We start from the raw sequence: 21,918 nt of genomic DNA, 5'->3' as shown, positions 1-21,918 counted from the left end.
ATTTTCCAGATGTAATACTTTATTAATAACTTGATAATTGTTTTGAAAGATCAGAGAGATAGACTGTTAGTAATTGATTTCAGGAGTGATGGTATGGCAAAGAAACCGATCGTAAGCGCGAAAAATCTTAGCAAAACCTACGACACCGGAAACGAGCAATTTCATGCAATCCGTAATCTGGATCTGGACATATACGAAGGTGATTTCACCGTCATTATGGGGAATTCTGGTTCGGGAAAATCCACCCTGCTTTACCTTCTCAGCGGACTAGATAACGTAACCGCCGGTGAGGTTTATTTTCGGAATCAACGTATCGACAATTATAACGAGAAAGAACTTTCCGACTTTCGCTCGAAAAAGATAGGTTACATTTATCAGAGCATCAACCTGGTCCCCGATCTCTCCATTTTGGATAATATTACTTTGCCTGGTTATATTGCAGGGCAGAAAAAATCCAACGTAAAAAACAAAGCGACCGACCTGATGAAGGCTATGGGAATCAACGGGCAAGGCAACCGCCTTCCCGCGCAGACATCCGGAGGTCAGCAGCAGCGCGCCGCGATGGCCAGAGCTTTGATTAACTCGCCGGATATCGTTTTTGCAGATGAACCGACAGGGAGCCTCAATTTTGAACATGGCAATGCCGTTCTGGACATCCTTACCGAAATAAATCGCGATGGCCAATCGGTCGTCATGGTTACTCACGACATGAAAGCAGCTTGCAGAGCTGATCGTTTGATTTATATCCGCGATGGCAAAATTGGCGGGATCCTTGAGTTTGATAAATACGATGCCCACCATACGCAGGATCGGGAATCTATGATTTTTGCGTTTGTTTCCGGGAAGGAGTGATCCGCATGGGTGCGATTTGGACGCTTTGCTGGTCGCATATTCGAAAAAGCAAAATCCAAAATCTATTTATTACCTTGCTTATTTTGCTGTCTACTTTGCTGGTCGCAACGGCCACCATTATCATTAGCAATTCAGGTAATATGTTTTTTGATATGCACAAAAAAACGAATGGTTCGCACCAAATCCTGATGTTGGAGAAGGGGCTCCATGACCCGCAGTCTGTCTATCAATGGTGGGAATCCCAGGATGGAGTCGCCGTATCCAAACCGCTGCCTTACCGGACATTATCGGGAATAACCTACAAAGACGAAGAGATTCCGAATGCATATCTCCATATGATCAATACGCCCGAAAGTCCATTTGTGGTAGATGAGCTTATTTTTACACAAGGAGAAAAAAGCACTTTGCCAAAGAATGGATCGGCATGGATTCCGACTTCTCTGGCGAATTCCTACGGGATGTCGGTTGGGGATACCCTCGGCTTTCATATCGGTTCCGAGCTGCTGCAACTCAAAGTATCGGCCATCGTTGTCGACGTTCCATTCGGCGCACCCTTCACCAATACATCCCGCATCTGGATGAACACGGAAGATTACCAGGAGAAAATAACGCCGCTGCCAGGCAATGATGCTTATATGATGGGGCTGCGGTTCACTGACTATGACAGCAACGCCCAATATTGGTACCGTTTTGAAACTGCGCTCGGCAGCCCGTTTCTTGAAACCAAGATGGAGTTTGAGTCTATTTCTTCCTTCTATTTGATCATCAACCAAATTGTTGGCTTTATTATGGTGTTCCTTGGACTGGTCATGATGCTGATTGCCCTGATCACGATTGGATTTACCATCTCCTACGCCATTCTTGCCAATTACAAAACGATCGGGATACTCAAGTCACTGGGGCTGACCTCAGACAGGACCATCGGCACCTATGTTATGCAATATAGTTTGTTGTCTTTTATTGCAATCCTTCCCGGACTTGCGCTTAGCAATATGCTTTCCAAGATCATTATCAACTTATCTGTTTCCTCGCTGAAGACAAATGAGACGGATATTGCCATTCGGGGATTCGATGCAGCGCTGTTCGTCGGGCTGTTTTTATTCGCCGTGGTAATTCTCTTTGTCGTTTTATATGCAAATAGAGCCCGCTCCGTACAGCCTGTGCAGGCTATTCGCTACGGTATGTCCGAGACGGAGAGCAGTAAAATCGCCAAAAGAATGAATTCATCCGGCACAAGCAAAATCGGTTTTGGCAGCCTGCCCGTGATGGCCGTCATCGGCGTTAGAAATTTGATCAAAAACAGAAAGGGTTCCGTTCTGATGCTGATTCTGACTATGCTGGCTTCTTCCGTCCTTGTGCTTGGATTTATCGTCCTGAACAGCATTTTCGGCATTCAGCAAACCGCTGCAAAGTGGGGTTATGATTCGGCCAACATCGCGGCTATGGTCATTAATAAAACCACTTTCCCCCGTGCCGATTTTGAACGCGCCTTGGCTGAGGATTTAAGAATAAAAAATACGGCGTGGCAAGGCAATACAACTGCAATTGTAAGTAATGAACCGTCACACGGGTCACCCGGTAATCAATCCGACGGCAGCAAGCCGTTGAGCATATATTTAGGCGTGTTAGACGGAAACTACGAGCAGATGGGCTTTGATACCGTAACCGGTTATAATCCGCGTTACAAAAATGAAATAGCCTTGGGTGTAAATGTGGCGAAAGCATTAAATAAGGAACTAGGCGATACCATTGACGTCTATATCGAGGGAAAAAGGCAGCCTCTAATCATCACGGGCATTTACCAGGCTATTTCCAATTCTTCTTATTCTGCGCGCGTCACCATTGATGCCGTAAGAAGTATCAATCCTTCCTTCAATGTTATGGACGTCGCATTTATTAACGTAAAAAATATGTCAGAGGCAGATGCCGTCGTCAGCGATCTAAATGCGGAGTTCAAAGACTCGGTTTCTGTCGTGACCCAAAAAACACTGTTAGATTCCCTGTTTAAAGAAGCGGCCAACATTATGATTTACCCTATGAGCTTCATCGGGCTGTTGTTTAACATCGTGACCTTCATTATTATTTACAGCACGTGCCGCATCAACATTCGCAAGGAAAGCAGAAACTACGGCATATACAAGTCGATTGGGATGACCTCCTATCAAATTCGAACGTCCATAACGCTTGGTATTACCGTTCTTTCAGTTTTAGGGGCGCTGCTCGGGATCGTTATCGGCGTATATTTGCTGCCTGCTCTGCTTGAAAGCATTCTGAGCAGCTATGGAATTGTAAAATTACCTGTTATTGTTCAATGGGGAGGAGCTTTTGCCATATCAACGGTCAGCGTCATCGCTGCTGCACTTGGATCCTGGTCATCTTCCAAAGTAATTATGAAAGCTTCACCACGCATTCTTGTTGTAGAATGACGAACGGCTGCCCGGCCGGATAGCAACAAACCGATGTTGGTACTATCTAGTATTCATTCAGTTAGTACTCTACTATTCACATTGGTACTGATTCGTTAAATTAGCAACAGCGCTCTCGGCCGCTCAAAAAAATAACCCTCGAGATATCTCCAAATTCAAATTTGGATAAATACTAGAGGGCGTTATTCTCCTAGAGCATATTCTCTATAAGCATATTCTCTATACACCCGTCCAAACGTCCTTGGCGTATTGTCCTTTAAGAAGAAGATCGTCGAGCCAAGCAGCAGCTTCTTCTTCGGTCTTGCCGCGAATCTCCCGATACGCTCCACGGATTGTGGCCTCTACATCTGGAGCCATGCGTGTGCCGTCTCCGCATAAATACAACCGTCCTCCCTGTTCCAGCAGTGAAATAATGTTCTCCCGATCCTCGTTCAGCTTATGCTGAACATATTGCTTGGCTAAAGGATCCTGCCGGGAAAAAGCGGTGTGCAGCTTCACGATACCGGAACGGTCATAGCCTTCAAGCTCCTGCTTGTAAATAAAATCTTCATCCGATTTTCTGCAGCCGAAATACAGATGAGCCTCGCCAAGCTTGGCTCCTTCCGCCCGCAAAGCCTCGCGGCCCTGAAGGAAACCGATAAACGGCGCCACGCCTGTACCGGGACCGACCATGATGATCGGCGTTTGCGGGTCAGCCGGAAGCTCGAATCCTGCCCCGGGTCTGCGCAGAAATACGACGACCGATTCGCCGGGCTGACGGTCTCGTAAATAATTCGAAGCGATTCCCCGGTATTGGCCATTCCCGCTGCGTGCGGGCCCTTCGACTACACCGACCGTAATGCTGAGCCTGGTCCCGAGAGCCTTAGGCGAACTTGAAATCGAGTAGTACCTCGGCTTCAAAGGCGGAAGCAGCTCCAGGAACCGGTCAAACCGCATCTCGCAGGCTGGATACTTCTCAATCAGCTCCAGCATGCTGACTCTTTTGTGGAGCACCTCACTCTTATAGGTTTCCTCCTCCAGCAGTGCTTCAAGCTCCTTCTTATGCGGCGGGCATGTCGTGTAGGCGATAATTTCGCGCAATTGCGAACGGCTGGCCGCCTCCTGCAGCTCGACGCTATATCCAAGCAGATCCAGCAAGCTGATCGGTCTTCCCAGGGGCAAGTGAGCGATGCTGCGCCCGCCGCCCTCCAGCAGCAAATGGTCATCCGTATTCAGATGAAAGCGATCAACAACCCGCTGAATTAAAGCAGCGGGATTGCGCGGCAGCACACCCAAGTGATCCCCTTCCTGATAATCAGCGCCTTCCGGCAACTCAATCTCGATGTACCGCGTGCTTCTAGGGCTATCAGGGCTCTGCAGCTCCTTGTTCTGCACGACCTCTGCATGAAAGGCATCGTAGCTTTCCGCTAAAGGCATGCCCGTCATTCCGCTGACATAGCTAATCGAAAGGGAGCTTTCTTTTTTATCCACTTTCTTATAGGTGAGCCCAAAAGCGTCCATGATGCCAGCCCACAGCCTCTCTCTCCACTCTTCATACTCTTTCTCGAAGTCGCCGCTGGCATCGCCTCCCCCGCGTTCAACTAAACGTGCAGCGCCGAGCACTTCAAGACGCTCATCGATATAGACCGGAATCCGTTGATACGTGCTAGCCCAGTTATGGTCTCCACAGCCGAAGACGGTATAACGCACCCCTCGCAGTTTTCCTTCTTCCTCCCCGCTCAGCCATTCCACAAACTGTCTGCCGTTATCCGGGGGGTTGCCATTATACGAAGCGGAGACGATTATCACCGCTCCCTCTGTGGGCAGTTTGCCGATTCGCGAGTCCAGGCTCGCCGATTCGCTCTTGAAGCCGAGCATCTTTCCATGCTCCGCCAGCTCGCGCGCTATGCCTTCCGCCGTCCCGAGGTTGGAGCCGTATAGTACCAGTAAGGGCGTATTATGACCTTTCAGATCCGGATTGGCTGCGATATTCAGTGGGCTGTCCTGCGGTTTGGGCGCCTCTTCTCTAATCGCTGCAGCAGCCATCGGCTGCTGTCTGACTTTCACCTGGATCGTAAATTGATCCGGCTTCAGCGTCAGCGTCTCTTTGACTTTTAGCTCGTAATTGGTATGGTCGATCAGATCAAAGTGCTTGAGCACCATCCCCAGGGTCAGCGTGGCCTCATGCATGGCAAACTGCTGCCCAATGCACGCCCTTTGACCATTGCCGAAGGGCTTGAAGGCATGATGCGGAATCTTCCCCTCATCCTCGAACCGTTCGGGACGGAACGCTTCGACGTCTTCTCCCCATGCCTCCTTGTCGCGATGCAGCTGGGGGATTAGCACAGTGACCGTATCATCTTTGGGAATCGCATACTTCCCGCCGATGACGGTATCTTCTTTGGCATATAAAGAAAACGCCGGTGCCGTCGGCCATAGCCTTAAACTTTCATTTAAAATCATGCGAATGTACTTCAATTCCCTGACCTTCTTGTAGGTCGGAACGGAGCCGGTGAGAATCCGGTCGACTTCTTCCTGAGCTTTCCGGAGCTTATCCGGGTTTTTCAGGAGAAAATAGATGGCGAAGGACAGCAGGCCGCTAGTCGTTTCGTGCCCGGCGATCAGGAACGTAATAATCTGGTAACGGATATTCTCGTCATCCAGCATCTCCCCGGTTTCCGGGTCTTTGCTGGTGAGCATATGGGCCAGTAAATCATCCTTGCTGTCCGTTTTGCTGGCGCGCCGTTCCGAAATGATTTTGTCCACGGTTGAGAACATCGCTTGAATATCGTGCTGGAACTGACGCTTCGTAATGAGCATCAATTTATTTTGAATGCCGAGCCGCTGTCCCTGATTCATCGCTTCGTCCAAAGCACGGGACATGCTGACGACGAACGGATGGGGCTGATCCCGGTAAAAACTGTTAAACCGGAAATTAAAACCGCAGAGCCCGATCGTATCCAGGGTTAGCCGTGTCATATCATCCGGGACATGAACCGCATCGTCCGGATTGAGCCGTGCCCATTTCTGAACGAGCTGCAAGGCGATATCCACCATCGCGTTATGGTAACCTTGCATCGCCCTTTGACTGAAGCTCGGGAGCAGAATGCGATGAGCTTTCTGCCAATTCGGTTCGTAAGTCCAGCTGGTGAACAAGCCGTCGCCCGTAAAAGCTCGCACTCTTTGCAGCGGGCTCCAGACGTTCTTGTCAAACCTGGACTGATCGCACGCCTCCTCAACGAGCCGATGCCCGGATATGAGCGTCAAGTGTCCACCCGGCAGTTCCACTCTAAAAATAGGCCCGTACTCCTTAGCCAGCTTCACTAAAGACTGGACGGGCTGATCCGTATCAATGTCAGGAAGATTTCCGAGAATGCCTTTAGTTTTGGGTTGGGGAATGATATGATTCGTTTGCTTATCCATCCGTGGGTCTCCTTCTTGTCTGATATATGCAACGTCAAAAATTCCACAAAGATAGGGCCTCGTTCAGATCTCTTATTGCCATACAAGTATACACATTTTTGCATTAAATGCAAAAATATGGGTTGAATGACCAATACAATAAAAGCGTCCGAATGGCGAACACTTTGCGCCGAAGCTCATAAGTTCCTAATTTATGCAAAAACAAACTAAAATAGCCCCCGAGATTCATACGAAACTTAGGGGGCATGTCCTTCCTAGATTTTCTGTTAAAGAACTATTGCATTTCATTCCCTGCAAAATCGTTCCCTGTGGAATTTGCGGGCACGTTCTTTACAGTAACTGTATGATCGGCATCCTGTGAATCAGGGTTACCATATATCAATCAGGAACCGAACCGGCTGCCAAGTCTTCAAAATTATCGTTAACCTAATAAACGGTTTACGGATTGAAATCGGCTCTATTTGTAATTTGCACATTAGAAAACCTGGAAGTATTATATTTCTCTACTTCGTTGTTCACTTTGGCCGCATCAGCCACTAAACCAACATACACTTTTTCAGATAAGTCTACGTCCACTGTCCCTACGGGAATCCAGTCGATTCCATCTGGAGAAATAAAAGATGTGAATTGGTTGTCCCGCCGGACAAGCTTGATCCAATAAGGCAGTTGAAATTCCTGATCCGGCTGAATTCTTGACACCTCTCCCCCCTCCTCCGCCCGACTCAGGGTAACGCCTCTTTTGCCCGTTCTAATATATGGAACGAGAAGGGAAACAAACGGGGAATCCTCCTTCAGGCTATTACGAAACATCAGGCCTGCTTCCGCTTCCTCATTGGTCGCGGTAACGCTTTCAACTTTAGCGACAATGGCTGCGTCCCCCGTGATTTCCTGGTATGCAAAATGAAAAGCATCCTTCGTGCCGCCGATATCTCCAGCCGACTTGATGATTAGTTCATCGGGAGATTCGCCAAGCTCTGTATGTCCCGGAATCCCCGGGTTACCGACATCTGCAGCTTTCCATGGCGTGATGCTCCCTCTCGTATTTACATGAATGACCACATTTGTCGAGAAGGCCGATGTGCCTGAATCATCGATAGCTTTTGCGACCCAATAATGAGTTCCATTTGCAGCATCTTTCCATTTGAAGTGAAAAGGCTTGCTTTTGTCTTCTCCTACTTTTTCTCCATTACGATAAAACTCCACCTTCGTGACAGTACCATCCTTATCGGAAACGTCCGTATGGAACATTACCGTGGAACCGCTCTCGATAACCGCGTTGTTAGCCGGTAATGTAATGGTTACAGAGGGATTAACTGAACCGTTTCCTTGGATGGAGTTCAAATACAACTCCAAGTTCGTATACCCCTCCGCATTGATCACATTACGGTCGCTTGGATCGTTAGGGTCTAACCCCTGAGCGAGTTCCCACGAATTAGGCATTCCATCATGATCATCATCTTCGAATAGAGAATTCACTTGTTCAATAAGCGGATATCCGCCTACCTCGGTTTGGGAATTGATATGGGTTCCTGTTCGATGAATCACGTTATTGATGATTCTGGCATCGATGGCATCCCGCTTCGGTAGTGTGGCTCCTGCATTTTGCATGACTGCTTCATAAGCCTGTTCAGCGGATTCCGTCGGCAGCGGGTTGGCAAATGAAATCGGGGAATCCAACTTCACATAATCGGGATATTTATGAACACCAGACCAATTATCCTCCGTAAAATCCGGGTATCCGTCCATTACGTTCCCGGCGATATAATAGCTTCCGGTAGTCTCCGCATTCATAAAGCGAATAACTTCCGTTTCCGGGCCAGGCTTATAGTAATTGTTGATCATATTGGTCACCGCGCCCTTGCCTCCGTATGAGGCAAAAAAGCCCCAGTTGTAGATGACATTGTTGCGGAAATCATGAGAATTGCCGGCCGTGCTATCAAAAGCAGGGTTGCGGCTTGAATTGTTGGCAATTAAGTTATGATGAAAGCTGGTATTTTTCCCGCCCCATATTCCGCCGTAGCCATGCCTGCCTTTAGCGTGCTTGCTAATATGCATCGCGTCCGCAATGATGGACCATTGCACGGTAACATTCTCGTTTCCGTATGGGCTCAACACTTCGTCAACAGACCAACTGAACGAACAATGATCAATGATGATGTCTTTCTTATAACGTCCGCCAAATGAATCTGCTTCGGTTACATTCGCATCGCCTAGCCGAAAACGCATGTACCTGACGATCAGGTTGTTGCCCTCGAAGGTCGTCGGATACCCGATGACGGTTATGCCATCTCCCGGTGCCGTTTGACCGGCGATCGTCAGGTTATCTCCGATAATTTTTAATGGAGATTCCAGTTGAATGATTCCGCCAACCCGAAAAACAACGGTTCGATTTCCGGCGCTTACAGCCTCCCGAAGCGAACCGGGACCAGAGTCGGCAAGTGTCGTTACTTCGTATATTTCCCCGCCCCGTCCGCCGGTAGTGTACTTGCCTCCCCCTTCAGCCCCCGGAAAAGCAGAGGGTTGCAGAGAATTCGGCGGTTTCGCTGACTCCTGGCTCTCTTCTGCATAAACTGCCACACCAGGAAAGCTCGTGAACAGCAGTACGCCGACAAGCATCTGCTTCAACCATTTAGTTGCTTTCATATGCATACCTCCTGATCATTTTGTAATCAGAACCTGGTTTATTAACAATCACCCCCTTTCATAGACAGATGCTATTTAATTGCTCTCTCCCCCCAGTTCCTTTTCGTTGACATTCTCAACCTGGAGATTCTGGCATCGGTACTGGGAAAGCAGCGGCTTCTCTTGTATGTAGAGATCCACATCTTGAATACTCAAGTTCTTAGTATTCCGGCATACAATACCTTTCTTACTCGTGATCGTGGCCCGCTGTACGAACAAATCTGTTACCGGCATTTCCGGCAAGCCGCGAACAAAGAGACCGGTCTGCGCGCCGATGCACGCGATATCCTGAATCCATACATTCCGGAATACCGGCGTTTCCGAACTAACCGGCAGCGTCACTTCCTCTGGATGTACCCCTAGGCCAGCTTTCATTTCGTAAAATAAATCAAATGAGATCGCGTCTCCGGCGATATCCCGCATCCGGATCCGTTCAATGAAAATATTGTCGACTACGCCGCCGCGGCCACGGCAGCTTTTGAAGCGAATGCCGACATCGGTGCCGATAAACGTACAGTCCGAAACATAAATGTCCTTAATTCCGCCCGACATTTCGCTTCCGACGACAATTCCGCCGTGACCATGGTATACCGTACAGTTCCGAATGCTGATCTTCTCGCTGGGCAGCCCGAGCAGACGCCCGGCTTCATTTTTCCCGGACTTCAAGCAGATGGCATCATCTCCCACGTCGAAGGAGCATCCTTCCACCTTCACATATTTACAGGATTCAATGTCAAGTCCGTCCCCGTTTTGCGCATACCATGGATTACGAACAGTAATGCTCTGAATCGTAATCTGTTCCGATGCCCATGGATGCAAGCACCAGGCAGCAGAGTTCTGAAAAGTGGGGCCGCTCAGCAGAATGCGTCTGCATTTCCTCAAACTGAGCAGATTAGGCCTCAAATAGGCCCTGAAAGGCTCATAATCTTTAGGATTGCTGCTTCCTGTCTGTTCTAGCTGTGCCACCGCTGCCTGTCCATCCCTTGCCGCCGGTGTCGGCCACCAAATCTCCTCATCGTCGACGACACCGCCCGATTGAATCAATTGCTTCCATTGGTTGTTCGTCATTTTAAATTTCTTGACAGGTCTCCAGGCTTCTCCGCCCCCATCGAATATGCCGCTGCCGGTGATCGCAACATCCTCCAGACCTTCACCGTCTAAAGGAGATTGGCAGCGGAATACTTGCTTGCCCTCAAAAGTTGACATGTGGATCGGGTAGTCTTCAAAGTTCTTGCTGAATACGATCAGCGCCCCGGCGGAGGCGTACAATTCGATGCGGCTCTGCAGCGTTAACGGGCCAGTTAGCCAAATTCCGGGAGGAATGACCACCTTGCCCCCTCCCTTCCTCGAGCAGGCATCAATCGCTTCATGAAACGCGTCTGTATTGTCATATACTCCGTCGCCGATAGCGCCAAAGTCGGTAATCGTTACCGAATGTTCGGGAATTACGGGTAAATCGACGTTTATATCTTTTATTTCTTTGTTCAATTGGTGTACCTCCGTTTAATTTTATCGTTCGATTGGTCTGGTTGTGATGTGGTTGACCACCGTCATGTAACGCCGGCCACCGCGCGCTGGGAGCTCGCGCGGTGCGAAATATTCCAACACGTCTATACAGGAACAACTGTGTATACATCGCCCTTTTGAGTTGGAATTTCCAAAATATGTTCTTTCCGCTTGACCGTTACATCCCTGCCATCCGATGCAATGATCCGTACCGGATGCTCCACATAAAGCCGGAGCTGCTTCCCGCTCTCCGAAATGATGACGCTTTTCGCAAGTTGACGACTGGTCCACTCAATGTCCACCGTGAATCCTCCCCTTGCACGAAGGCCTTGAACCCGTCCTTGCGGCCACGCTTCTGGCAAAGCCGGCAGAAGACGAATATGCTCGAGGTGGCTTTGGAGCAGCATTTCGGCGATCCCTGCTGCAGCCCCGAAATTGCCATCAATTTGAAACGGCGGGTGATTGTCGAGCAGATTTGGAAGTGTCGAATTCCTCAGCAGTTCCCTCGTATGGTAATAGGCCTGCTCGCCGTCCAATAAACGAGCCCAAAAATTAATGATCCACGCCCGGCTCCAGCCTGTATGGCCTCCGCCGTGATCGAGCCGGCGCTGCAGTGTAATTTTGGCGGCCTCCGCCAAAGCCGGGGTGTCGTCAGGACTAATCGTAGTTCCGGGATGCAGAGCAAAGAGATGAGAAATGTGCCGATGCCCGGGATCTTCCTCTTCGTAATCCTCAAGCCATTCCTGCAGCTGCCCGTGCCTTCCCACTTTCATCACAGGCAAACGTGCCTTGATGACAGCCCATTCCTTGCGGGTGCTCTCATCCGTATCCAGCACCAGACTCGCTTGGATGCAGGCATCGAACAGCTCCGTCAAAATTTGGGTGTCCATGGAAGGGCCGTAGCAAAGCGTTCCGGATTCGCCATTTGGCAGCTTGTAACGATTTTCCGGCGAAACGGAAGGATTTGTCACCAAATAACCCTCCGGGCTTTCAACAAGAAAATCCATAAAGAACAGGGCGGATTCCTTCATTATTTCATAGGCCTTTTCCAGAAAAATCCGATTCGGATAAAATTTGTAATGCTCCCAGAGATGGAGCGTCAACCAGGCCGCCCCCATCACCCACTGGGTAGCCGGAGGATAAATGTCCTGAGGCGCCGTATCCGCCCAAATATCGGTATTATGGTGAGCGACAAATCCGCGGCAGCCATACATTTTCTGGGCCGTAATCCGGCCGTTTTCCCGCATACGCTCAATTAGCTCGAACATTGGCTCGTGGCACTCTGGCAGATTGCAGCTTTCCGCAGGCCAGTAATTCATTTGGGTGTTGATGTTGATCGTAAACTTGCTGTCCCAAGGGGGCGACATCGAATCATTCCATATCCCCTGCAGATTAGCCGGGAGCGATCCGGGGCGGCTGCAGGAAATAAGCAAATATCTTGCGTAATGAAAATACAGCGTATACAGCCCGTTATCATCGCCACCCGCCTGTACTTGTTCGAGCCGCTTTTCTACAGGAAGCAATGGGTGCTTGGGATGGAAGGTCCCTCCGAGTTCAAGCTTTACCCGTTGGAACAGCTGCTGGTAATCCTGAATATGGCTATTTTTCAGAAGGCTATAATTTTGGGCCGCTGCGTTGCCCAGCAATTCGCAACAGCCCTGCTCCGGGTCGTCAACACGAAATGTACTGGCCGCGGCAAGGATTAGAATGACTTCGTCCGCTTGATCCACCAGCAAATGCTCACCGACAACCCGTACCGTACCGCCGACAGCGACCGCTTTGACAGCCGCGCTATAGGAAAGCCCCTCCTTCCCCCCGCAATCATTCGTCATCACAATCGTATCTGTCCCGTACCGGTACGATGCATCCATGTACTTGCCTTTGTTTCGTGTAAATTGGGAAGTGAACGTCAAAGCACCGGGGTGATTCGCCTCCAGCCGAATGATCATCACCTGATCCGGGTAACTGCAAAATATTTCCCGGCGATAGGCAACGCCTCCGTATTGATACGTCGTTGCCGCAACAGCTCTTTCCAGATCGAGCTCCCTGCGGTAGCTGGACAGCTCTCCTGCGGGATGATTGAAATGAATATGCAAATCCCCAGCCGTTAAATAATGCCTCTGGCTGCACGGCGTTCCAGATAAAGCCGCTGCCGACAGCCGATGGGCTTCTTTCAGCTTTCCGTCAAAGAGCAGCTTGCGAATGCGTGGCAGATGCTCCAGAGCATCCGGATTGTTCCGGTCCCTTGGCCCTCCATACCACACCGAATCTTCGTTGAATTGAATCCGTTCCTGCTCGACCGAACCAAACACCATGCCGCCCAGTCTTCCATTCCCTATCGGTAAAGCCTCATTCCATTTTTGGGCGGGCTTGTCGTACCATATTAAGGTTTCTGAACTTATTGACATGTTGTCCTCCTGCCTAATTTAAGGTTTGTAATGACCTCGTTTTCAGTATATGGTAATGAGAGTACTCATTTCTTCAGTTAACGATGCTAGTTTCAGTGCTAATTTTGCTTTGTATGCTAGTTTTACGAGCAGCTTAATGCTTTGTGCACTGCTGCCGTGTGGAAAGGAGTTCCCAGTGGAAATGAATGACCGCTTCAAGCCAAAGTACTATATCGGGGATGATGAATTCTCCATCCAATACATGTCGCGGAAAGGTTCCAGCAGCATGCGGCGCCCGCATGAGCATCCCTTCTTTGAGCTGTATTATTTGCTTAACGGCGAGCGGGTGTATTTCATGAACGATAACGTCTTCACCGTCAAAAAAGGAGACCTGATGATCATCAAACCGCACGACCTCCATTCGACGGCAAGCTCGGATAAACTGACATTCGAACGGATCTTGATCAGCTTTTCCAAAAGCTTCATTGAACAAGGAGATGCCAGTGTCGCTAAAATTTTGGATCATGGAGCATCTCGTCTGATGCGAATTCCGCTCAAGTACCAGCCTGAAATTGAACGGCTGCTGCACGCTATGCTCGAAGAATGCAAAGCGGAGCAGCCGCACTATACGTCATTGGTGCGTTCTTATATGAACGAGCTGCTCATACTCCTTTACCGGATTCAAACAACGCTTCAATCCCTGGCGTCCCATGAATACGAGCATCCGATGCATCAGAAAATCTCCGAAATTGCTCAGCATATCAAATCCAACTATCAGGAGAAGCTGACGCTGGAGCAGGTCGCCAAACAGTTTTATATTAGTCCCTCCTACCTTAGCCGAATCTTCACTAAACTGACCGGTTTTCATTTCCGCGAGTATATCCAGGTCGTAAGAATACGGGAGGCCCAAAAAATGCTGCTGAACAGCCGGGAATCAGTACAAATGATTTCAGAACGAGCCGGATTCGAGCATATTGCCCACTTCAATAAAACATTCAAGAAAGTCTCTGGTACAACTCCGCTACAGTACCGCAAGCGTCACGGATAGAACCGCAGCTGCTCCAAATTGGAAAATCAACCTAGGAGCAGCTCCGAAAACTTTTCATATCATCCTCTTGATCTAAAACCAATCTGCATCACATATCGCATGTCACATACCGCATATCCACTTTTCGGGAGATTCGAACCCGAACTGGCAGCAGGGAAAACTATTTTAGCTTCTCATAGGATTGTTTATACTCTGCTGCTATTTGCTCCCCGCCGCTTTTTCTCCATTTTTCCACCTCAGCATGCCAGCCGGCCTCGTCAATATGCCCCATAATAAACTTGGTTTGTGCATCGGTAATGATTTGCTCCAATTCTCCGCCGCGTTCATTATACGTCTCTGATTTCAAGGTCAGCGCCGGATTGGGAATAATATAGTTTTCATTTTCCTGAACAATTTTTTTATTTAAGGCAAAAAGTTCCGTACCTTTGGCTTTCTTCTCCATATTGTACAACTCGCCCCGCTGCGGTAATGAATCGCGGTAAGGCTTCACTTCCTGAGCATCCTTATCGGCATCAAGGGTTACGGTGAAGTCTCCTTCGACGGAGTAATGAACTCCTTCAATCCCTTTGTTAATCAAATTAACCATCTCTGGATCGAACAGCTTATCCACGAAAGTCAGCACTTTATCCAATTCTTCTTCGGAAATGACCGTCGATTTCGGGATGGCCAGGAAGCCGGTATTGCCGCTTTCCCCCGGTACCCGGATCCCGTCCGGACCTTGCAATGGCGAGACGTTTACGACCGCATCCGGAACGACCTTCTCCAGCTTCGTTTGCAGCGATTGCCCATTGCCGCCGGAAATTCGGATATTTGCGCGTCCCGATTCGTAAACTTTATTGAGCTCGGAAGAGTCAACGACGGCGAAATCCTGATTGATCAATTTCTCCGCATACAATTTCCTGAACATCTTCATCACATCAAAGAATATCTCGGATTCAAATTCTGGATAAAAATTTCCTTCCTCATCGATCCCCCATTTGTTGGGCGCTCCCTGGGATACGGCAAGCCGGGTCAGCGTGGAGGCCGTTCCCTGATTGTAGCCTTTGTCCAGCATCATCCCGTACGTATCCCTTTTCCCGTTCTTATCTGGATCTTCTTCCGTGCTATAGCGGATTATTTCATACCAGTCGTCAAGGGTTACGGGCGCCTTCAGGCCGGCGGCATCCAGCCAGTCCTGGCGATAGCTGACGATCGCCCGGCCCATATCCCGGAAAAGCGGAATACCGTACACTTTGCCGTTTACACTGATGTTGTCATAATACTGCTGAGGCTGTGCGGCTAAATTCGGATAATTTTTCAAATGCGACGTAATATCCCAGAACAAATCGGCTTCAAGCGAGCTGATCGTCGTGGGCGAGTAATTCAGCTTCATCAGCTTAGGAAGCTCGTTGGAAGCGATCATGACGTTAATCTTCTCATCATAGGCGGAATAGGGAATCCATTGAATCCGCAGATCTGTATTAGTGTACTCGCGCAGCTTTTCCTCGATCGGATTTTTCGGGTCCGGTATTTCCCCTACCTGATTGACAACAAGCGTGAGCGGATAGGGGGCATCCCCTTCCACTGGACTCCCTCCGCTTTTCCCGCCGCAGGCCGTCAGGATCATCATGCCCGCAAGCATCGTCACAACTGTATTCATCCATTTTTTCTTCATGCTTTACCCCTCCATAAGTTTTTTATTTCTATTTGGCATCCCTTCTTCGCTTAGAAGGAAGGAATGAATAGATGATCAGCCTTTTACGGAACCGAGCATGACGCCTTTCGCGAAATGCTTTTGCAGAAAAGGATAGACGAGCAGGATAGGAACGGTGGCGAAAACGATGACCGCCATGCGGATGGTAAGAGGCTGTACGTCCATCTCGTCGAAGCTCGAATCCCCTACTCTGCTCTGGGCCAAAATTACGATCTCTCGAAGCATGACCTGAATCGGCCATTTGTGATTATCATTGATGTACAAAATGGCGTTAAAAAACGTATTCCAGTGAGCGACCGCATAAAACAAACCGAAGGTCGCCATCGCCGGGAGCGACAATGGAAGGACGATTCGAATCAAAACCCCTAAATCGTGGCAGCCGTCAATTTTGGCCGAGTCCTCCAGTCCGTCGGGAATTTGTTGAAAAAAGTTTTTAAGAACAATCAAGTTAAACGCACTGATCGCATTCGGGATCATCAAGGCCCATAACGTATTCGTCAAATTCAGCCCGTTTACGACAAAATAAGTGGGAATCATTCCCCCGCTGAACAGCATCGTTATCAAAACGCCCAGCAGGATTGGATTCCTCCCCCGAAGATGGGGTTTGGACAGAGGATATGCCATAAGCGATGTAAATGCCAGGTTAATGAGCGTTCCCACTACCGTAATGTACACCGAAACGAGCAAGCTGCGGGGCAACGTATCAGATGAGAATATATACTGATAAGATACCAAGGACCATTCTCTAGGCAGCAATATCAGTCCGCCCCTGGCGGCTTCAGCCGGGCTGGCGAAGGAAACCGCCAGCACATATACGAATGGGAGAACACATACAATCGCAACTAGAAATAAAATCGAATGGTTGATCAGGTCAAACAGGCGATTCCCCCGGGTTTTATCTTGACGCACAATTCTTTCCCTCCTGTCATCTTCCGAAACTGCATCCACTGCACCATTCTAGTAGACGCCTTCTTCCCCGAATTTCTTGGCCAGCCAGTTTGAACCGAGCACCAGCAGCAATCCGACAAACGATTTGAACAATCCGACGGCGGCGCTGTAGCTGTACTGTGCCTGTGTCATCCCCTTGGTGTACACGTAGGTATCGAACACTTCGCTTACTTCCCGGTTCGTCGGTGTGATCATCAGGAAGATTTGTTCGAACCCCGAGTCCAAGAAATTCCCCAACCGGAGGATCAGCAGGATAACAATTGTGCTGCGGATAGCCGGCAGAGTAATGTGCCATAGCTGGCGCCAGCGGCCCGCTCCATCGATCCGGGCGGCTTCATATTGCTGCAAATCCACACCTGCCAGTGCCGCAAGGAAGATTACAGTGCCCCAACCGACTTCTTTCCAGATTGCCTGAGAAACAATCATCGTTCTGAACCAATCGGCCTCAAGCAAGAAGGCAATTTTTTCACCCGTAATTCGATAAATCAATTCATTCAATATGCCGTTTTCGGTAGTAAATAAAATATAGAAAATACCTACGACGACGACCCAGGACACAAAATGCGGAATGTAAATCAGCGTTTGTACAAATCTCTTGAAACGTTCTCTCCGCAGCTCATTCAACATGAGCGATAATATAATCGGCAGCGGAAAGAAGAAGATCAGATTATATAAGGCTAAAATAATTGTGTTGCGGAATAGCATCCAAAACTGGGGTTCACTGAAAAAGCGAATAAAATGCTTCATACCTGTCCATGGGCTTCCGAAAAAACCCAGGTGCGGCTTGTAGTCCTGAAAAGCCATGGTCACCCCGTACATCGGCACATATTTAAAAATGATAAAATACAGCACCCCTGGCAGCAGCATCAAATACATCCACCTGTCCCTGACCAAATCCCGCAATAAATGCTTACTCCTCTGCTGACGCAGCGGGCGCTTGACTTGCAGTGCGCCCTCCGCCAGAGTTTGATTTGATTTCATAGCACCTCTCCCCTGTCTCGTGGACAATATCTGATTGTCCCGCGAACATCATCTGTTTTGTGTATGCGCTTACTTGGATTCATTATTTAACGTTTGAGCCATGTAAGGCTATACTCCGTTTATGACTTCATCAGCCAACTGCGGGAGATGCCTTGTCCGGAACGGCCCGTTGAGGCTGAACTGTTCCCCCGCATATGCCGTCTTCCACTTTCGGTATGCCATTTATGACATCGCATGCTGCTGTATTATCACTGTTGGACAGAAGCTGCATAACAGAAACTACATAACAGAAACTACATAACAAAAGCCGAACGATATCGTTCGGCTGTGGGAGGGGTATATATGGTGATTATCCTTCATGGTGGTGCAATTGATCACGATATTGGCCAGGCGTCAAACCAAAAGTCCGGCGGAACGTTCGAATGAAGGCGCTGATATTCGTGTAGCTGACGCTTTGCCCGATTTCGGAAACCTTCATATCCGTCGCAGCCAAAAGATTTCTAGCATAGTTCATCCGGTATTCACACAAGTATTCACTGAAGGAGACGCCCATTTCTTTTTTAAATACTCTGCTCATATATGCCGCGTTAAAGCTCATGACAGCCGCGCAATATTCAAGCGAAATGTCTTTATCGAATTGCTCGTGTACGATCTTGATAAGGCGGCTGGTAATGTTTACAAATTGTTTGCCGGCCATTTCCGCCAACAGCCCAGCAACAGGTTTAAACAATTTGGAGTGGAACCAGTTCACAATTTCACTTCGTGTTTGCAGCCGGAACAGATGCTTCAGCTCATCCTCGCCATTCCACAATTGCTGCATGGACTGTCCCTGCTCTTGTACAATGCTAACGATTCTGGACGCCAGCTGCAAAAGCAACAAGTGATGCTCTCGATGAAAACCTTCCCTGCATAGCAATTCATCCAGGTAACGCTGAAACAGCTGCTCTACCTTGTCCAGTTGCCGTTCTTCCATAGCAAGCACGATCGGATCTTCGATCAGTCTTAATTTCGTGTATACCGCCTTCTCTACATTTCCTTGATCCTCAATGTCAGCATATCGTACGATGATGTTCGGACCGAGAACAAAACGCAACTTTAGCGCAGCGGTACTTTCATTAAAAGCCCTTTTCGCATCGGATACCCGCTTAAATGAATGACTGATGCCAATGCTGCATTCGAGTTCCAGGTATTCATGCACCTTTGCTTTAATATCCCGGGCTGTCTGATAAAATAAAGCTTGCCCCGCTGCAGCATCCTCCTCTTTACAGGTCAGCAGCGTAACTTGGGCATGATTCAACACAATCGGACTGAAGCGAGCCTCTTCCGGCAATGTTTCCGAAACGATATTGCTTACCGCAAACAGCAGCAGCTCCCGGTCCTGCTCCTGAAACCGGGATTGCTGAAGGTTGTCCAGTTCCAGCGTCAATACGCCAAGGCTACCCCACCCCGATGGAAACCCGTATCTTTCGGTAGCATATTTGTCCTGATCTCCAGACATCTGCTCCGTAAACAGTTTCAGCACATAAAACTCGCGCAAGTGTACCGTCTGTGATTTCATCTGTTTATCCAGTTCGTTTCTCGACACGGCCAGGGAAAAAAGGCTGTCGCGGATATACTCGAACTCATCTTTGCGGTCTGAATTCACTTGCTGCGGCTGGACGTTAGCGGCAAATTCGTGAAGCCTGCGAATCGGTGAATACATTTTCCGGCTGCCAAGCAGGGAAGCAATCAGTACAGTAACGATGATCCCGAAACAAACGCCAGCTGTTATCAGCGCGATTTTCCCTGTCTGGTCCGTGACTTTATCCAGCGGTACGACCGAAACGTATGTCCATCCATTATAATGAGATCTGGAATACAGCACGCTTACCTTCTTGCCTGCACTCTCTGCATGAAATGCGCCTTGTGGAATACCGGCATGCCGAATCTTGTCCAAAACCTGTCCGTTGATGGAGCGGTAAGCTGCTTTATCCTCCGCCGACGACAGGATAGCTTCCCCCTGCTCATTAAGAATATATTGTGTCGCCCGCAGATTGCCGGGCTCCAGCATGTTGCGAATATCTTTCGCAGTGATTTGGAGAATCAAAATTCCGGACGGAGAGGAGTTTTTCGAAAGCAATGGCATTTTATGCACCAGTCTTAGCGTAGTCGCGGTATCTTTGGGACTATCCCAAAGGTCGATCTCCATCGGATTTGCGTTCTTTGAAATTTCCTCTGATCCGGTAACCCAAAATATGCTGTCCTGTTGACTCAAGTATCGGTCTAATTCTGCACTGCCCATGCCTTCAAGCGGCTTTAACGAGTTAAGATTTACGACCCACCCATGCTTTAGATTGACCACATACACTTGGTTTAAAATAGTCTGGGTTTGCAGGTTAAACATTTCTTTCATGAGTTCCCGGACCTTCGTAAAATCATCAGCGCTTAATTTGCTGCCCATCGCCGATTTCAGCAAAGAGGAGTTCTCAAACTGCAGAGCGGTTCTTTGCATGGAGTCCAATACCTGCTCCACCCTCATCCGAGTTTGATTCAACAGATGCATATTCCCTTCGTTCACCTTTTGCTCCACATCTTTCGCGGCTATAAAATAAGAAAACAATCCGATGAGAATCGTAGGAACGGAACCAAGCAACAAACTGTACAGGAGTATTTTCGATTTAAATTTTCCCAATATCGTTTGCCCCTTTTTTGATAGCGCTTACAATTTCTTATCTAAAGAGCATAGCACAAAAGTTCATTATTTTTAGCATATCTATGCTCTTTTTTCAGCATTCTTATATTTTTATGTCAATTTAATCTTGCTGTTAAGCAGCTTTCCGGCTGCTTTCTATATCCAAATAATGAAAGAAAACAGCCGGTTGGCTTCATTGTCTCGACTCTAACTCTCTCAATGAGAATATAACGCTGATAGCCTGTCGGCTGTTTGCCGCCATGTAAAATTCTGAGTTACGCTGCTTCTTGCTTTGGTGCCAATTACGCGCCCCAACTCTTTATTTTTTCCAAGTCTGATCAAATATTGTGCAAACCGTTCAGCACGCCAGTAATCGTCGACTAAAAAACCATTGCTCTCATGCTTCACAATTTCCGGTATCCCGCCAACCTTTGAAGCAATTACGGGCAATCCCGACGCCATGGCTTCAACATTCACCAGGCCAAAGGCTTCGTGCTTTTGGGAGGGGCAAACGAAACAGTCCGCAATCTGATATACCTTATGAATATCGGAATGCTTCTGCTTCCCGATCCACTTTACAGATACGTTCAACTTAGAGGCCGTCGCTCGCAACTGCTTCATGTACGATGCTCTGCCCCGTCCCGCAACAACCACTTGAAGAGGAACTTCCTTCCCGGCAATGCTGGCCGCTTTGAGCAATATAGGAACACCCTTGCGTGGAATAACGCGCCCTACAAATAGAGCCGTATATTTATCGTCTATGCCGTACTTTTTCCTGTACGTGGTTCGATCAGCGGTGGTTGCCGGGCGAAACCTGCTCGTATCCACCCCAAGTTCAACGGTTCGAATTTTCGATGCCACATCGGGAAAACGATGGGTTAATTTTTGTTTTAGTGAACTGCTGTTTGCAATAATTAATTTGGCATGCCTCAAACTTTTTGCAACGCTGCTGTTAGGCGGTACAAATGTTAGTGAATGCAGGAATAAGGTTACCTTCATTTTCGGATAAGCTTGTTGGATGGATGCCATGTAATGAGGACGATTGTCAACTTGAATAACGTCAAAAAACTTTCCCTGAATATAACGAAGAACAGAGGCAATATAAACCTTGGAGCTGCCCGATGGAACTCTGACGATGTTTACGCCGCTTTCGCTGCTTTGAGCTGGCAGTCCCTTTGAAGCTCTGCTTACGACCGTTACTTTATGTTTACTTGCAAGCTGTTTGGCAATAGCGAGGATACAAATTTCTACCGATCCGCTTCCAGGAACAGGGATCTGCTCCGGAGCAACGATCAAGATCTTCACACTTTTCTCACCCTCTC

12 protein-coding genes are annotated in these 21,918 nt (G+C 48.5%); 3 read left to right on the top strand and 9 right to left on the bottom strand.

Features of this window, described 5'->3' with window-relative positions; translation table 11 throughout:
• The first annotated feature begins 93 nt into the window (after positions 1-93).
• The gene (locus G358_RS0123015; protein WP_019639613.1) at positions 94-852 is read left to right on the top strand and encodes an ABC transporter ATP-binding protein; all 759 of its coding nucleotides are present in this window, start codon (positions 94-96) and stop codon (positions 850-852) included.
• 5 nt (positions 853-857) lie between these two features.
• Positions 858-3,278, top strand: coding sequence for an ABC transporter permease (locus tag G358_RS0123010; protein WP_019639612.1), 2,421 nt, complete (start codon positions 858-860; stop codon positions 3,276-3,278).
• A 219-nt stretch (positions 3,279-3,497) separates the two neighbouring features.
• Here the strand turns inward: G358_RS0123010 and G358_RS0123005 are convergent, their stop codons facing one another.
• The 4 genes from G358_RS0123005 to G358_RS0122990 all read right to left on the bottom strand — a co-directional run bounded on the left by G358_RS0123005 (position 3,498) and on the right by G358_RS0122990 (position 13,276).
• A complete protein-coding gene (locus G358_RS0123005; protein ID WP_019639611.1) occupies positions 3,498-6,680 on the bottom strand; it encodes a bifunctional cytochrome P450/NADPH--P450 reductase in 3,183 nt (1,060 codons plus the stop codon).
• Between the two features lie 438 nt (positions 6,681-7,118).
• Complete coding sequence (locus G358_RS0123000; RefSeq protein ID WP_019639610.1) at positions 7,119-9,323, bottom strand: Ig-like domain-containing protein; 2,205 nt, start codon at positions 9,321-9,323, stop codon at positions 7,119-7,121.
• A 75-nt stretch (positions 9,324-9,398) separates the two neighbouring features.
• A complete protein-coding gene (locus G358_RS0122995; RefSeq protein WP_019639609.1) occupies positions 9,399-10,850 on the bottom strand; it encodes a glycoside hydrolase family 28 protein in 1,452 nt (483 codons plus the stop codon).
• Positions 10,851-10,972: 122 nt separating this feature from the next.
• Entirely contained in the window at positions 10,973-13,276 is a 2,304-nt protein-coding gene (locus G358_RS0122990) for a glycoside hydrolase family 95 protein (RefSeq protein ID WP_019639608.1), read from the bottom strand.
• Positions 13,277-13,457: 181 nt separating this feature from the next.
• Here G358_RS0122990 and G358_RS0122985 point away from each other — a divergent pair, with 181 nt between their 5' ends.
• Entirely contained in the window at positions 13,458-14,303 is an 846-nt protein-coding gene (locus tag G358_RS0122985; protein WP_019639607.1) for a helix-turn-helix transcriptional regulator, read from the top strand.
• Positions 14,304-14,463: 160 nt separating this feature from the next.
• Here G358_RS0122985 and G358_RS0122980 read toward each other — a convergent pair whose 3' ends face one another.
• From G358_RS0122980 to G358_RS0122960, 5 genes are all read right to left on the bottom strand, one after another.
• Positions 14,464-15,957 (bottom strand): extracellular solute-binding protein, encoded by a 1,494-nt coding sequence (locus tag G358_RS0122980; protein ID WP_019639606.1) that lies wholly within the window; start codon positions 15,955-15,957, stop codon positions 14,464-14,466.
• A 75-nt stretch (positions 15,958-16,032) separates the two neighbouring features.
• Complete coding sequence (locus G358_RS0122975; protein WP_019639605.1) at positions 16,033-16,905, bottom strand: carbohydrate ABC transporter permease; 873 nt, start codon at positions 16,903-16,905, stop codon at positions 16,033-16,035.
• Positions 16,906-16,953: 48 nt separating this feature from the next.
• The gene (locus G358_RS0122970) at positions 16,954-17,925 is read right to left on the bottom strand and encodes an ABC transporter permease (protein ID WP_019639604.1); all 972 of its coding nucleotides are present in this window, start codon (positions 17,923-17,925) and stop codon (positions 16,954-16,956) included.
• 349 nt (positions 17,926-18,274) lie between these two features.
• The gene (locus G358_RS0122965) at positions 18,275-20,596 is read right to left on the bottom strand and encodes a helix-turn-helix transcriptional regulator (protein WP_019639603.1); all 2,322 of its coding nucleotides are present in this window, start codon (positions 20,594-20,596) and stop codon (positions 18,275-18,277) included.
• A gap of 216 nt (positions 20,597-20,812) precedes the next feature.
• Positions 20,813-21,901 (bottom strand): glycosyltransferase family 4 protein, encoded by a 1,089-nt coding sequence (locus tag G358_RS0122960; protein ID WP_019639602.1) that lies wholly within the window; start codon positions 21,899-21,901, stop codon positions 20,813-20,815.
• Between the last annotated feature and the right edge of the window lie 17 nt (positions 21,902-21,918).

This window comes from Paenibacillus fonticola DSM 21315 (assembly GCF_000381905.1).
In the GTDB taxonomy this organism is placed as follows: Bacteria; Bacillota; Bacilli; order Paenibacillales; family Paenibacillaceae; genus Fontibacillus; species Fontibacillus fonticola.
The sequence above is the reverse complement of the archived record's forward strand: the minus strand, read 5'-3'. Positions and strand labels throughout refer to the sequence as shown.